General features: G+C 50.8%; 14 protein-coding genes. 1 reads left to right on the forward strand and 13 read right to left on the reverse strand.

Annotated features, from left to right (window positions below; all coding sequences use genetic code 11):
* Window position 1 precedes the first annotated feature (1 nt).
* The 9 genes from GBK04_RS22390 to GBK04_RS22425 form a co-directional block, all read right to left on the reverse strand.
* Entirely contained in the window at window positions 2-523 is a 522-nt protein-coding gene (locus GBK04_RS22390) for a gluconate 2-dehydrogenase subunit 3 family protein (RefSeq protein WP_152763552.1), read from the reverse strand.
* A 149-nt stretch (window positions 524-672) separates the two neighbouring features.
* A complete protein-coding gene (locus GBK04_RS22395) occupies window positions 673-1,932 on the reverse strand; it encodes a hypothetical protein (protein ID WP_373331229.1) in 1,260 nt (419 codons plus the stop codon).
* Window positions 1,933-1,997: 65 nt separating this feature from the next.
* The gene (locus GBK04_RS22400; RefSeq protein WP_152763556.1) at window positions 1,998-2,489 is read right to left on the reverse strand and encodes a hypothetical protein; all 492 of its coding nucleotides are present in this window, start codon (window positions 2,487-2,489) and stop codon (window positions 1,998-2,000) included.
* Window positions 2,490-2,875: 386 nt separating this feature from the next.
* Window positions 2,876-2,998, reverse strand: a complete 123-nt coding sequence (locus GBK04_RS30955) for a hypothetical protein (RefSeq protein WP_373331230.1) — start codon at window positions 2,996-2,998, stop codon at window positions 2,876-2,878.
* 28 nt (window positions 2,999-3,026) lie between these two features.
* On the reverse strand, window positions 3,027-3,485 hold the full coding sequence (locus GBK04_RS22405; RefSeq protein WP_152763558.1) for a hypothetical protein: 459 nt from the start codon (window positions 3,483-3,485) through the stop codon (window positions 3,027-3,029).
* A 12-nt stretch (window positions 3,486-3,497) separates the two neighbouring features.
* Window positions 3,498-4,127, reverse strand: coding sequence for a hypothetical protein (locus tag GBK04_RS22410; RefSeq protein WP_152763560.1), 630 nt, complete (start codon window positions 4,125-4,127; stop codon window positions 3,498-3,500).
* A 142-nt stretch (window positions 4,128-4,269) separates the two neighbouring features.
* On the reverse strand, window positions 4,270-5,025 hold the full coding sequence (locus tag GBK04_RS22415) for a hypothetical protein (RefSeq protein WP_152763562.1): 756 nt from the start codon (window positions 5,023-5,025) through the stop codon (window positions 4,270-4,272).
* Window positions 5,026-5,057: 32 nt separating this feature from the next.
* Complete coding sequence (locus GBK04_RS22420; RefSeq protein ID WP_152763564.1) at window positions 5,058-5,819, reverse strand: hypothetical protein; 762 nt, start codon at window positions 5,817-5,819, stop codon at window positions 5,058-5,060.
* 123 nt (window positions 5,820-5,942) lie between these two features.
* Window positions 5,943-6,413, reverse strand: coding sequence for a hypothetical protein (locus GBK04_RS22425; protein WP_152763566.1), 471 nt, complete (start codon window positions 6,411-6,413; stop codon window positions 5,943-5,945).
* 205 nt (window positions 6,414-6,618) lie between these two features.
* Here GBK04_RS22425 and GBK04_RS22430 point away from each other — a divergent pair, with 205 nt between their 5' ends.
* The gene (locus GBK04_RS22430) at window positions 6,619-7,527 is read left to right on the forward strand and encodes a sugar phosphate isomerase/epimerase family protein (protein WP_152763568.1); all 909 of its coding nucleotides are present in this window, start codon (window positions 6,619-6,621) and stop codon (window positions 7,525-7,527) included.
* A 126-nt stretch (window positions 7,528-7,653) separates the two neighbouring features.
* On the opposite strand, the gene GBK04_RS22435 is transcribed toward GBK04_RS22430, so the two are convergent.
* From GBK04_RS22435 to GBK04_RS22450, 4 genes are all read right to left on the reverse strand, one after another.
* On the reverse strand, window positions 7,654-8,136 hold the full coding sequence (locus GBK04_RS22435; protein ID WP_152763570.1) for a hypothetical protein: 483 nt from the start codon (window positions 8,134-8,136) through the stop codon (window positions 7,654-7,656).
* A gap of 221 nt (window positions 8,137-8,357) precedes the next feature.
* A complete protein-coding gene (locus GBK04_RS22440; protein WP_152763572.1) occupies window positions 8,358-11,534 on the reverse strand; it encodes a PVC-type heme-binding CxxCH protein in 3,177 nt (1,058 codons plus the stop codon).
* A 158-nt stretch (window positions 11,535-11,692) separates the two neighbouring features.
* Window positions 11,693-13,147 carry a sulfatase family protein gene (locus GBK04_RS22445; protein WP_152763575.1) on the reverse strand — a complete coding sequence of 485 codons (1,455 nt, stop codon included), beginning with the start codon at window positions 13,145-13,147 and terminating at the stop codon, window positions 11,693-11,695.
* 26 nt (window positions 13,148-13,173) lie between these two features.
* Complete coding sequence (locus GBK04_RS22450; protein WP_152763577.1) at window positions 13,174-14,868, reverse strand: RagB/SusD family nutrient uptake outer membrane protein; 1,695 nt, start codon at window positions 14,866-14,868, stop codon at window positions 13,174-13,176.
* Between the last annotated feature and the right edge of the window lie 7 nt (window positions 14,869-14,875).

Raw genomic sequence — 14,875 nt, forward strand, 5'->3', positions numbered from 1 at the left:
TTCACGCTTTCTCCACCGGTACGCAGCCATGAAACCGGCCGGGGATCATCTCATAATGGGTGAGGTTGGTCATGACGTACTCTGAATTCATATAACCCTGAATCGTGAGGTTTTTGACCATACCGAAAAAAGCTTTTTTGGCCGGATCGTCGCTCAGCTCGGTACCTTCCAGAATATAGATCCGTTGTGGGGCGGTACCTTCCGCAAAAGGCTTTTTGAAGATCTGCTGACTGAACCCATCCAACGCCGCCAGGCCCGCTTTGAACGATTCCTGGGCCTTCTGGTCGTAGCAGTCGTCGAGCATTTTCTGCACAAAACGGTGGACGCCCAGTTCCTTGGCGCCGGGTGTATCGGTAGCCGGAATGATGGTTTCCACCACTTCGGCCAGGAGCGTATCTTCGGCGGGTGTGAGAAAATGGGTTTTGGAAAGCTGCTGCTGATTCCAGCCGTTAGCCCAGGCGGGGAGGGCGGCCAGCCCGGCCAGGGTAGTGGCTACGTTTTTAAGCGCGGTACGTCGTTGCATATTGTAAAAAAAAGGGATTGATCTGCCTATCAAAACAATAAAACGGGAAAATCTAACCGGCCGCGCCTTCACATTTAAGTTTTTTTCGTTTATCCGCCTTTGAAAGTCGCCAATCCGATCGCTGCGAGCTATTGGCCATCAGACAACCGTCAGTGCAGGGCCATATAAACCTCACCGTCCGAAAATAGCTGAAAAGTATAGGCGTCCGGGCTGTTGAAGATATGTTGCCGCGCTTCGTTTCCCACACAAAAAGGCTCCGACAGCGTGATGGTACCCGAACCCAGATTGACGATCCGCCAGCTTTGTCCCTTCCGGCTAGCCGCCGGGGGTACCGTAAAGCGCGCGTCTCCACCCTTATGAATATACAGGTTTACATCGGGCGAAAGTACCGTGTCGCCGGTGGTAGTCACGAAGTGGGGCTGGGAGGTGGGCAGAGTTTTTTTATGAAATACCCCTTGCGCATCGATGGTCAGTACATCCGTGTCGTCGGTCCCGTATTGTAGTCCGGTTACCTGAATCGGATCGGTAGGGGCCGACACCGTGAGCGCATGGGCGATGACCGTGGTGCCAATACCTACAGACCCCGAGAAATAGTTTTTCAGCTGGGCGGGCGCAATATAGATTCCCCAGCCCTGGTTGATGATACCGGGATTTACTCCCCGAAAACCTTCGAGCCGGAGGCCATAAAAGTTGTCGATCACGGCCGGGTTACCCGCTTCGCTGTCGGTGAATAGCCGCAGGTTGATCAGGTCGAAATCGGTGGTCCGGTAGGGGCGGGCGTTGTGACCAAAGGTACCCGATACCTTCACGGTAGCCAGCTTGGCTACCTGTCCGCCGTCGCGGTAACCCAGCGTATCGGGCGATCCCCGGAAGATATTGAACTCGCCCGAGCTCGTGTGGACGTCGGGAAATATCACGCCGGTTTTGAAATTGGCAAAATTGTTCACAATCAGCCCCTGGGAACTGTCCTGGGGCCGGGCGATTAGTCCCACCGCCGTGGAATCGGGGATGTCCAGGTCGTAACGCGGCTCGTTCATGCCCACGTACAGGCCGCGGGCAAGCAGTGAATCGTAGCGGGTGCTAATCAGCATCATGTTGTTCAGGGGATGCTTGTGCTGCTGCGAAATAACCACGGCCCCGCTCCGGGCTATTTTGGATGTGTCGTTGTAGTTGAACTGCGTGGAGTCCAACGCCATTTTCCAGTTCGATTGGGCCAGTACGCGGCCAGTCAGCCCCGCCAGCCCGCCGACGAGTAGGAGTATACGCAGGATTTTCATACAAGAAGTCGTTTGTTTTCGGTTCAGTGCCAGCAAGATACGATGAAAGTACCTGATTGCCGCCTGTTGAACGAGGGTACCTAGGGCGTAGTTGCCCTTGGGAAAGAATCTGTACGACAGCTCGTGTAGCATAAACCTATCGCAGTAGCCACGACGGTACAAAAGTGTGAAGTAGGGGTAGATACATCCCCGGATAACTACGGATTTCGGCGATCAGCGGGGCTGTCATCGGCCTCGTTCTCATCGGATGGCAGATCATCGTACTCGTCGCAGTGACACCATTCTCCAAACGGGCACTCCTCCTGGATGTAATTGCAAAATTCAAGGGTAACCATACCGTGCTGGGACACAAAAACCTCCCGTTGTAATGTACCCACCGCGGTCGTGTAGGCTATCTCGGCGGGTACCCCCTCGGGTATGACCAAGCAAATGCCCCAGCTTGAAAGCAGTTCGGTATAAGCCGAAACCACAGCCCGCATCTGATGGGCCGTAAGCTGCTGCACGGGCGGGAACTGCTCCGGCAGGAGATCGAGCATCTCGCCAAGCTGCTGCTCGTGATCACTGCTGAGGTACCGCACTACATCCGCAAAGTCCAGTTCGACACCTTCTTCTGGGTTGTACCAGGGTTCGGATGGACCTCTCTGTAAGGCTTTCAAATCCTCAATTAGTTGAGTAATGTAGCGGTTCATTCCAACTGAAGCGTTTAATGTAAGGCTCTATCGTAAAATCTTACCGGGTCAGGCTGTTCCCCAATCGGGTAGGAGACAGGCCTGCCTGGATGAAGTAATGATTCGAAAAATGACCTTGAAACCCGGTCACTTTCTACCGCTCGGTACTCAGGTACCTCTCAAAGATTTTATCCCCTACCTGCTCCCGATGCCGGGATGCCTGCCTCAATCCACCACAACTCATTTAAAATGAGTAGGATATTGTCAAATTTGAAGGTCCCGATACCAGACCATAAAGCATTTCTCGTGCAGATATCGTACCAATTTTCTCGCTTTTGGGCAGAATTTTCAATTTTTTAATAGAAGCCGGTATGTTGCGTGAAGGTACCCTGGATTACAACATACGTTTAGGACGAGGTAGGGGCGAGTATGGTACCCTTTGGGTTCCAATCGGAAGGTACCTTATACGTGTTGGTTGAGCCGTCGGTAGGATGTTTCCACCCGATCGCACCGGGATCTTCTGAAAGCACCGACTCCTGGCTGGAAGAATTTCTCCTTTTATTTCCGTACGTACTCGACCGAATAGCCGGAGGGTACCTTGGGTACCAGCACGAAATTGCCCTGGCCTTCGACCGGGGATGAACGTTTGCAGTAGCGTTCGGTGACTGTGTAGGTTACTTTTTTCGCGCTCTCGTCACGCTGCACATTACGCAGGTAGGTACTGTGTTGGCCTTTATTGACCGTGGTCAATCCCAGCAGATCGTATTGCGTGAAATCCAGGCTATCCAACCGGGCGGCGCAACAATGGGCAAACACCCGGCGGTACTGCGCGTCGGTGGTGATGTGGATGCCGAAGCGCGCAAGGTCCTCGCCCCGTTCGGGATCATAGGCCGAGTAGGTTTGGTCGCCGATTACCTTGATCACTATTCCCGCGATTTCGTCGTTGGGTTTTTCATTACAGAAAGGTTTGTCGCAGGCATACAAAGCAAGTAGTGAGAGAAACAGTAGCTTTTTCATGTAGATTGAGGTTTAGCCCTTTACTTTATACAAAATTCCAAACCGGATCAGGTTAGACTTCACACGAGTCCGCTCAACCTTCCAGCCATATGTCCAGCTCCGGGGTGTATAATTCACGAACCCGTTTGAATAGCCCGCATACACCCCAAACCGCTTTCGCGTCAGGGTGAGCTGGTATCGGGTGCGGGCATCGAAAGAGTTGGTTTTATAGCGCCTTTGTACCTGGTATGTTTTGCCCTCGTCGGTGGTGGCCCGACCCACTATGCGGCCAAAGTATAGGTACCCCACATCCACGCCACCCGTAAGGTCGAGTGCCATTGGCCCGAGATCGAAGCGGTAGCCGAGGTAGGGGAAGCCGTTGATGAAGTGGTTGGCCAAGTACGCCCGACCGGAAGCGGGTGTATTGAATGAAGTGTAGTATACCATCCCCTCCACCGCTTCGATAGGTACCCTGCTGCGTAAATTTTCGTAGCCCAGGCTCATCCCCGCGATAAAGTGTTCCTGGTGCACGCGCTGAACCTGAAAGCAGGTACCGTAGGAGAGTCCCTGCTTCGGTCCATAGGGCAGCGACAGAATGGAGTTGTCGTACTGGTTGTTATAGACGGAAAGGTAGGAGGTGATACGGACGTTGTCAGGTACCACAACCCCCGAAACGAAAACAGCCCCGAATTCAACGATACGAAGGCTTCGGTTTTTTGTCCGAGAGCCAGGGTACCCGGCAAAAGTGCGGAAAGCAATAACAGCGATTTTTTCATAGTGGGTGTGGTTTTAGCTACCTGAATTTTCACTCGGCAATTACCAGCGGCTGCGGAAAGGTTAGGGTACGCTGGCTTTCTCCACAATTCATGGTAACGGAAACTTCGTAAGAACCTGGGCCGGGGGGTACCTTGGGGGAAGACGTGTAAAACAGGCTTACGCGGTTGTCGATTCCGGATGGGCATCTGTTAAGAAAATAATCGCCAAGGTAGGACGGTAGGGTGTTGTCGTGCTGCGCACCGGTTGACAGGTTTTTTAAACGTATTGCAAAAACCTTAAAAGAACTGAACGGATTTTGCAAAGGTACCTGGATTTGCATGGAATTGGCGTTACTGCTGTCTCGTGAATAGGTGATGGGGATATTTCCTAGTACTTCCGGGCAACCGAGAGGACGAATGAAGTTAATCTGGTAGGTGGTCGTATTGCGGTATATGGCCGTTTTTTTGTCATTAGCCACGATCAGGGTTGTCGGATTGGATGTATTGAGCGAGTGGTCTCCGCAAAGAAGCCTCGATTCAAAAGTACCGGCCGGGGTCAACCCTTCCAGGATTTCGGTATTTTCAGTGAGTTGAAAATTAGGCTTTAAACCGCCTTCCGGTACCATGGCCGGAAGCTGCACATTGATGACATAACGTTCGGGAATGAACTCGATGTCTTTGTCGGGAATACCCGAGATGGAAATGGATTTGATGCGCGGTTTGTCTTCGTCAATTTCGTTGGGCTTTTCACAGGAAAATAGCAATGCGGCGAGGCTCAGGGCGAGGAAGGTTGCAGTGGATTTCATTGATTCAGTAATCAGATGGCAAATGTTTTATTTCACTTAGTGAAGGTAATGCGCGTGGGGAAAACGATAGGTACCTTTTCCTTTTCGCAGGATGCCCGGACAGAAACCTCATAAACCCCGGTAGGTAGCTGGACGAGTTTTGTATCGAAGGGTACCGTAAGGCGATTGATCGAGTCGTTGCTGCATATATTGATGCAAGGAGTTTCGTAGAACAGATTGGTGTACGTTTGACCCGTAGCCACGTTTTTCAAAAATACCCCATCGACGTGGGTACTTTGGTACAGGTTCCTGATGGGTAAATGGATTTGGATGAAATCCGGGCCATTGACGTCGGATGATTTGTGACGGGTGAAGGTAACGGGAAGTTCACCGTTCGGCTCGGGGCAACCTGGGGGAGGTGCCAGGGCCACGTTATAAATGGTCGCAGGGGAAGAATTATTCGTAGTGACTGGATCATGGGTAATCACCAATTGGCTCTCCTCATCCAGGCCAGCCGCATGACCACATTCACAAAACCGGGTTAGATCCAGTTTTCCATCGGGAGTCAATCCTTCAGAGACTATGGAATTGTGGGTCAGGTCCAGCAAAGGAATCAAACCTTCCGATGGCAGCAAGGCGGGTACCCTGACGGTAATCTGATGGAGCCGCTGGTCGATTGTAACGTCGCTGGCCGGAATTCCGGTAAACGAAATGGACTTGATCAAAGGCTTGCTTTCATCAATCTCGTTTCTCTCACAGGCCGAAAGGACAAGCCCGAGCAGAAGAAAGAAGGTACCACTGGCTAAGGTTTTCATAAGAATCAATGGCTGGGTTGTGGATAGGGTACCTTGCGTACCTAAATGGTTGGAAAAGGGATCAGATTTTTTCAGAAAGCGGGTAGTGAATTTACCTGAAAAGGATTGGAATTAAAACACAAGTCACAAAAACTTGTCTACCGCTGCTTTCAATTCGTTCGGCTTTTGGGTACCGATCAGAATTTTACCGCCATTTTTTTTTACGATTTGTAAGCCCCAATTTCCTTTGGCATTATATACCGTGCCGTAGCGGAAGGAGAACCGGATGCCGTACCCCACAAAGCCGTATTTTATGATTTCTGCGCTTTCCACTTCATGCCAGGGAATGCGGGTCCGCCACATAGGAAAGTAGATTACCCGGATTTCCTCCGAAGAAATCTCTGTTGTGAGTCTGAGCAGATAAAAAAGCACAAGCACCAGAATCAGCACAAGGGCCGAAGACCAGAGTTCGGGGCTATACACAAACTCGGCTAGTGAAAGTTGCCGGGCTACGGTTTCGGCCACTAACTCCCCAAGTACGATGCCCGTCGTACCGAGCAGGATCGCCCAAAGCCACCACTGGGTCATGCGTTGTGTTTCGGTAAAAATAGTCATTCCGGTCAAGTGGAAGCGATACCGATTAAAGGTACTTTTTTACCCTATTTTTAGCAATCCTTTTTCGAAAAAATGCCCCTGTTTTATTTAAATGCCTTTGTATTCCAATAGAAGTAGGACACAATAGCCTTTATCAAAAAAACGCCCAAGCGTTGATCATGCTTATAGGCGACTTCCAAAAACCACTGATTGTACCGAAATCACCATGAACCAACTTGAAAACCAACCGTCGCGGAGAGGATTTTTAAAACAAGCGACTGGCGCACTAATCGGCCTGACCGCTACGAATACCCTCGCTCAGGCGGCAATTGGAGCAGAACAGCCCGCCGCCTATTCATTACCGCTGGGGGTTTGTGCGACCTATGATAAAGTGGATTTGTTAAAAAGTCTGGGCTTTTCGTTTATCGAAGAAAGTGTACCCGCATTTCTCCTGCCCGACGGAAGCGAGGTGCAATACGAGAAGAATCTGCGCGCGCTCAGGACGGGACAATTCCCGATCCGCTCATATATCTATTTTTTGCCGGGCAAACTAAAATCCGTCGGCCCTGATGTGCAGCATGAGGCTATTTTAGAACGGTCTGAACTGGTTTTCAAGCGGGCGAAAGAGACTGGAACAAAGAACATCGTGTATGGAAGCGGCGGCTCGCGGTTCATTCCCGATGGCTTCGACCGGGATAAGGCCAAAGCCCAGCATATCGACCTATGTCGGAAACTGGCACCCCTGGCCGAACAATATAAAGTAGCGTTGGCGATTGAACCGCTCAACCGGGGTGAAACGAATTTTATCAACAGCCTGGCCGAAGGGGTGGAGATTATTCAGGCGGTCAATAACCCCTCGATGCGGCTGCAATGCGATATTTACCACATGCTCAAAGAAGACGAGAGCCCAGACGAGATTCTTAAATATGGTCAGTACATCTCGCATTGCCACATCGCCGAAAAACGGAAACGCACTGTACCCGGCGTAGATGGGGATGATTTTCGGCCTTATTTCCGTGCCTTGAAGAAAATGAAGTATACCGGAGGCATGTCGCTCGAATGTAATTGGACTGATTTCGATAAGGAAGTTAGGCAGGGCCTGGCCGTCCTGAAAAAGCAATTGGCAGATGTGTGAGAAGAAGTTATCTGAAAAACACAATGGGTAAACGTGCAAAGTGACGGGCCTCCGACAACTGAAAAACTCTTTGCGCTCTTACGTTGCCGTCGGGTGCTTCTACCTGACAAGGCTGGAATAAACCGATTATCTGCGCTTAAAACGAATCGTTCGTACAATATGTGGGCTTCCTCCCTTGGGTAAATAATAGTAATCTGCAAAACTATTATCGCTCAGGTAAAATTGAAGCGCATCGGTTAAATTGCCAGTAGGTATGCTGTCATTAGTACGAGGATAGAAGAATACAGTGTAGGAAGTGGTGCCTTTTTCTCCGGATCGTGATTCGATATAAGCTTTTGGGAATGTCAAATTCTGGCCGGGAGAGTATTCATCGTTCGGTGTGGATCGAATGTCAATTTGTACAGTATCGTTGGCTACTTTGGTGATTGTCATTGTCACACTTTCGCCATTGATGGGGTAGGATACCGGGTTTGATGAACCACCACCATAATAGGTATCAGAAACGTATTCACCCGCGAGAAAACTGGCAGGGTCGGGGTTGGTGTCCTTGTTTTTACAAGCATCTAAAATAAGTACCAGCAGACCGAAGAATAGGACTTGCTTTTTCATAGAAGATTCGAGGTTTTAATGGTAGGTGGAAACCTTGGATAAGCAAGTTAGGATTTAATTTATTGTAGTAAAAATCGTACTGCTTGAATCTTCTCCTTTTTCTACAAAGTCAGGGAAAGCGTATTTTGTATTTCATGATCAAAAAAACGCGCCCCAGAAATGCATCCGGGGCGCAGTAGAAAAACACGATTAGCCCTTCATTATTAACCGTCAATCGTCAACTATTTCTCCATCGGGTACTGCTTCAACAGTTCGGCGGGTTTGTAAAATGATCCGTCTTTCTCGGTCAGGGCGCGAACCTGCTTTACTTTTTCGGGCGTGATGGCCGACGCATTATTGCCAAATGATTTTCGGACATAGGTCAGTACCGCGGCTACTTCCTCGTCGTTGAGCATGCCGCCAAAAGGCGTCATGGGTACCTGGCCTGCGTAATCTTTTCCATTCACCTGAATTGGACCCATAAGACCTTTCAGTACGATTTTGATCAGACGCTCTTCGTTGCCATTCACCCACTTCGTGCCCGCCAGCGGTGGAAAACCGGAGGCGGAAAGTCCTTGGCCGTCGGTCTGATGGCAGGTAGCACAGAAACCATCCCGGGAAAATATTTCCTTACCTCGGGCAAAGGCATCGAGTTCGGGAGCCTTCGTAGCCGCAACTACCTTCTTCTCTTGTTTTTGTTTGACAAACCGATCATTTAAATGCGCTTCGGCAGTTTCGAACGATTTTTCCATCCAGGAGTCGATTGGCATTTTCTTGGCCTCTTCCAACACGGCTAACCCATCGTCTTTGTCCAACCAGGAAGCGGCTACAATTGCTTCCAGCCTTACCCTGCCGTGGGGATCGTGGGCAGCTGCTTTGAGTAGCTCAGTCTGGTTGGGAATCTGGTGGCCCACGTAACGCACCACCCGCACGGCAGCGGCGCGTGCGTGGTAGTCTTTGGCGTGAAGCATCTGATCCAGCAACTTTCTGTCTACTTTGTCCAGACCCCAGGTAGTCCAGAGCGCTTCGAGTACGTTGTGTTCGTATTTAGGATCTTTCTTGTTCAACCCAGCTACCCATTTCGTGATCTTGGGAAGCACCTCCGCGGGCTTGCGGCCGCGCAGCTCACGCTGAGTGCGGTAGCGGGTACGGTACTCGGGTAGTTTAAGGTTGTCGAGCAGTTGCTCCACGGTGGCTCCGGCTACCTTGGCGGGTTTTACCAACGGCCGCGAAGGGTAGGTGACGCGGTAGATACGTCCGTGGACGTGGTCGCGCAGGGGGTCGCGGGCATTGTGTTGCATGTGGCCGATCAGAATGTTGTGCCAGTCGATGAAGTACAGTGAGCCATCGGGCGCAAACTCCATATCGACGGGCCGGAAGTTGCGGTCTTCGCCTTTCACCAAATCCATCACGAAATTGCTTTTGTAGCCGGTACCATCATCTTTAAGCGTATGCATCTTCATGCCCAGAAAGCCGATGGTGTTATTGATCAGAAAATTGCCCTGTACATCGTCGGGGAAGTGGCGACTTGAAACAAATTCCAGACCCGAGGTAGGTCGTACGCGCTGGTCGGGTTGGATCAGCTGCACTCCTTTATCCATACTCTCGCCGTACATGGGCTTCACCGTACCGGGCAGCATCCAACGCACGTCAGGGCTGGACGTTTCGGCATAAATCTGTTGCCCCCACTCGTCGAAAGCAATGCCCCAGGGATTGGGAATAGGTACCTGCGATACGCGCTCTAGCTTGTGTAGCTGGGGAGCGTAGCGGTAAAAACCACCATTGGTACCCCGCACCGTGCCGTAGGAGGTCTCGACGTTGGTGTGCAGGAACACGCCTTCGCCCATGTACATGGCACCCGATGGGTCGGAAGTCCAGGCGCTGATTTCGTGGTGGGTATCGTGGTCGTCGAAACCACTCATGATAATTGTTTCCTTATCGGCATGGTCGTCGCCGTCGGTGTCGGTGAAGAGTTTCAGGTTGGTACCCTGCGATACGTACACGCCCTCCGGCGTAATTTCAAAGCCCACAGGTACCGACAAACCACGGACAAAAATGGTTTCTTTATCAGCTTTGCCATCGTTGTTGGTATCCTCATAAATCATGATCTTATCGTCAGGCTTGCTGTCACCGGGCTTGTAGTGAGGGTAGCTGGGCATAGTCACCACCCACAGGCGGCCCTTGTTATCGAAGGTCATCTGGACGGGATTGGCCAGATCGGGAAATTCCTTCTCCGAAGCAAAGAGTTCGATTTTGTAGCCCTGGGGTACCTTCAATTTGTCCAATGCATCCTGGCCGTAGAGGTAGGTCAGGCTGCCGTTGGCTTCGGGATTGAAGTTGGTTTTGACGGGAGGCAGTTTGCGGGTACGCTTGTCGGCCGCAGCTACATCGATGGCGAAGCCCTCGCAGTTGCAGGCAGCCGCCCAGACCGCCGTATCGCGGATGGCGGTCATCTGCCGGATCTTGTCGATTTCGTAGGGGTAGTTGTCGGGCCCGAAAGGGTTGAAGCGTCGGCCCCAGGCGTGAACTCCGTTGGGAATCTTGTAATCATCGAGCCACATGAAGTTTTTCTCCATCACGGCTTTATGTACCATTTCGCGGTTTGTACCCGACTTGGCCGATTCTTTACCGAAAATCTTATCAGCCAGCAGTACGCCTAATTTTTGGTACCCTTCATCGTTGAGTTGCGAGCCATCGATGGTCAGCGGTTCTTTGCTGGCGGCGTACCATTCCTTCGAAGGGGTGAAGGCATCGACGAAAAGTACCTTGTTTTTTTCGCAAACTTCCTTCATTCCCTGCGTGTAAAGCCACAGGTTTTCGTTTTCTTTCTTGCCGTTGGGTACATCTTTGATGTCGGAAATGTCTTCAAAAGCGATGGGCGACACGATGGCCATTTTGGGCGGCGTGATGCCGTTGTAGCGGATGGACAGGCTGTGCTTCAGAAAAGCGTCGAGCTCGGCTTTGAAATTATCCAGTCCGGCTGGTCCCTGAAACGATTCACTGAAACCGAAGAAACCCACTACCACATCGGCGCCCAGGCGGATAAGCCATTCGTCGTCGGAGGGAAAATTACCCTGGCTGTCGGAGGGATTGGCGAACTCTGTCTGAAATTTTTCGGCTCCGGGGAAAGCCCAGGGTGAAAAACGCGCCGAGCGGGGCCGGAAGCCGGGCGTATCGCCGGGGTCGCACATGTTGCGGATAAAAAGCTGATGATCGGGATAACGTACCTGCATTTCCGTTTCGAAATGCCCGAAGTTGATCATCCGCGATCCCAGGTTTCCTCCTACCATGAAGATGCGCTCACCCCGGTCGATGGGCAGCGTGTCGTCTTCGATAAAACGAAAGGCGGTAAATCCGAGCAGTGCCACGGTAAGGAAAAGGAATAAGCCTTTTATGCTTCTTTTAACAGGTTTTGACATGATTTTTGTAAGAGATGTATATTCTTATTTGACGCGGTTTGGTGAGTAAACACCTTACCTTGCATAAAGGTACCCCCCTTCCTTATTTACCCCAAAAGCACCTTGGGAAAGGTGCTTTTTGAGGGATCGAGAAATGAAAAGGTACCTGCTGAATGACTTTACAGGTAGGCGCTAAGGTCTAGTTCATCGTTCATTTCCTGTTGTTGCTGAATCAGTTTCGCCTTCAGGTCCTTCAAAATAGGTTTGCTAGATGCTAGATCGGCGATATCATGCATTTCTTCAGGATCTTTCTTTAAATCGAACAGAAGGGTTTTTGAAGCTTTGGGATATACGATCAGCTTGTAGCGGTCAGTCCTTACCATCCTTTGCCGGTCCATATAACAGCCGTAAATACTGGGGTACTGGCTGGGGGCATTTTTATTTTTTATATAGGGCAGCAGGCTGTTGAAATATACGTGGGCGGGTTTTGTGCTACCCGCCAGATCCAGGGCGGTGGCCATGATGTCCTGTAGGTAGACGTTCTGATCTCTTTTTTGATTTTTGGGAATATCTGGGCCGCTTACAATCAGTGGTGGGCGCATACTGTGGTCGAACATACTTTGTTTGCCCATGAGCCCATGATGGCCCACGGCCAGGCCATGATCAGCAGTAAAGAAAATATAGGTATTATCTAGTTTCCCACTTTTACGAAGGGCTTCCAAAATCCGGCCGATCTGCTCGTCGGTATACGAAATGCTGGCATAATATTCCTGGATATTCTTTTTTACGGCATAGGGAGTACGCGGAAAAGGAGCCAGTTTTTCATCCCTAAGCTCTTTACCAGCACCCATCTCTTCTTTAAAAGGGTATTCATCCAGATAGCTCACCGGAAGTTTAATATCATCCACAGGATAGCGGTCTACCCACCGTTTGGGAGCCTGACGTGGATCATGCGGTGAGTTGAAAGCCAAATACATAAAAAACGGGGTATCTTTTTTCGATGCTTCACCGATGTAGTTGATAGCGTCATCGGCCACTACCTGAGTCCAGTGGGTTCCGCCTTCCCAAAAACCATCGTATTTTTTATCCCAGGGCTGCCAGGTGGTATCTGTCCTTGACAACGGCCGGTTATACCCCTCCGGGGTTTGATTGGGCATTCCCGGCCGCTCATGGACCACATGATCAAAAATGTCCTCTACTTTTTGCTTGACATGCCATTTTCCTGTCATATAGGTTTCGTAGCCTGCCTTTTTCATTTGCTGAGGCCAAAAACCTTGCTTATTAAACAGCCTGGAGTAGTCCTTTTCTTCCTTATACACATCCCAGACCGTCATACCTGTCACTAACATGGCCCGACTGGTAACGCAAACCGCACCTCCCCAGGCTCCCATGTTGTAAGCGTGCGTGAAGGTGGTACCTTGTTGCACGAGGCGGTCCAGGTTGGGGGTAATCACCTGCGCATCGCCCAGGGCGTGGATGGTATTGTAGCGCTGGTCGTCGGTGAAAATGAGGATAATGTTCGGCTTGCCTGCCGGAGCCTTGCTTTTTGGGGCGGGGGTACCCGCGGATAGGCCCAGTGCGGAAATCAGAACGACCGAGAGGCGGAAAATCGAGGATTTGAATGTCTGTTTCATAGGGTGTTATAAAGGTTTTACTCAGCCTACCAGCCCGGATTCTGGGTCAGATTCGGATTAAGTCCGAGTTCATCCAACGGGAGCGGCAGGAAATAATTTTTTGTTTCATCGAAAGTACGACCGCCCGGCAGGGAATTGGCATACGGCAGGATATAGCCTTCGTCGTTTACAAAAATACTACTACCGACCACTGCCTTGGGGTACTGGCTTTGAATGAACTTCATGCCTAAAACAGGCTTGTTGAGCAGACGGCCCGCTTTCCAACGAACCAGATCTTCATAACGGAGACCCTCGATGGCCAGTTCTACCCTTCGCTCCCGCCTGATTTCGTCCAATAGTACCGGAATTTCAGGAAAATCCGAGTTTTGATCTTTTACCAAACTACCGATGACCATAGGAGGCATGCCCACTCTTTTGCGTAGCAGATTCACGGTTTTATCCAGGACTTCCTGCGTGGCCTGGCCCATTTCTGCTTTTGCTTCGGCATTGATGAGCAGCACTTCGGCGTACCGATAAATCGGGGCATCCAGGATACCATTCTGAATGCGGACGAATTCGGTCTGGTCGGGTACCCAATACTTGGCCAGTTGATAGCCGGTGGGCACAATACCCACGCCGCTGAATCCCGAACCGGGAATCGCAGCGGCTCCATAGCCAGCCTGGATGCCCGTTCCCGGATACACCACCGTCTGGGTCAGCCGGGGGTCCCGGTTTTTCATTTCCGCCTGGATGCTGTCGTCACCCATGTAGAGGGGACTTTGCGAGATGGGTTTTCCGTCGATGGCCAGGTAGGACTCTACTAACGATTTGGAAACGCTTGTATTGAAATTGTTGAGTTGGATATTCCACGAAGTGGCGTTTCCGAGCAGACCGGTTTCGTAGGCTTTGTAAAAAATGATTTCCTTGTTGTTGCTCAGATCCAGCGAATTGAACAGGGCCGCATAATCCGATCCCGGTTTTCCGGTAGAATATACCTGGTAGTGCTGCTCATTGATGAGCTGATCGGACGCCGCGATGGCTTCCTGCAAAAATTTCTCACTTCCGGCAATGCCGCGGTATTTTCTAAAGGTACCTTCGAACAGACAAATCCGGGCTTTCAGCACCAGGGCGATATCCTTGTTGATCCGCCCCGCTTCGGCCTGACCTTTGGTGGGTAGGTTGGCGATGGCGGTATTGATGGTAGCCAGCAAAGAATCCATGACCAGCACCCGGCTGTCGCGGGGTGCGTACAACTCCGGGGAATTAGTGGTGAGGTCTTTCGAAAGCCAGGGTACATCGCCAAAATCAACCACTTTATTGTAATAATCCCAAGCTTTGAAAAAACGCACTTCGCCGGCATACTTGTCTTTTATTTCCTGACTGATCGGGGTCTGGTTGTACCGGGCTAAAAAATAATTGCACGATCGGATCAGAGTCCAGTTCCAGCCCCCGCCCGAGGTAGGTACGATGTTTTTGCCCGCTGCCACCAGATCGAAATTCAGTGGAACCATGTTGTCGCTCTGGTTGTCGGCCGCCACCAGGGGACTTTGAGAAGTGGCCGTGGAGTGGCCGACAAAATTCTGGTAAAGGGTGTTGGCATACTGCTTCAGTTCGGTCTCATTATGCCAAAAATTACTTTCATTCAACGAATCCGTGGGAATGCGATCCAGAAAATCATCGGAACAGGAAGAGGCGAAAAGGAAGGTGATTCCCAGTAGTACTTTTGAAAAACTATGTCTCATAACAATA

It is taken from the genome of Salmonirosea aquatica (genome assembly GCF_009296315.1).
In the GTDB taxonomy this organism is placed as follows: Bacteria; Bacteroidota; Bacteroidia; order Cytophagales; family Spirosomataceae; genus Salmonirosea; species Salmonirosea aquatica.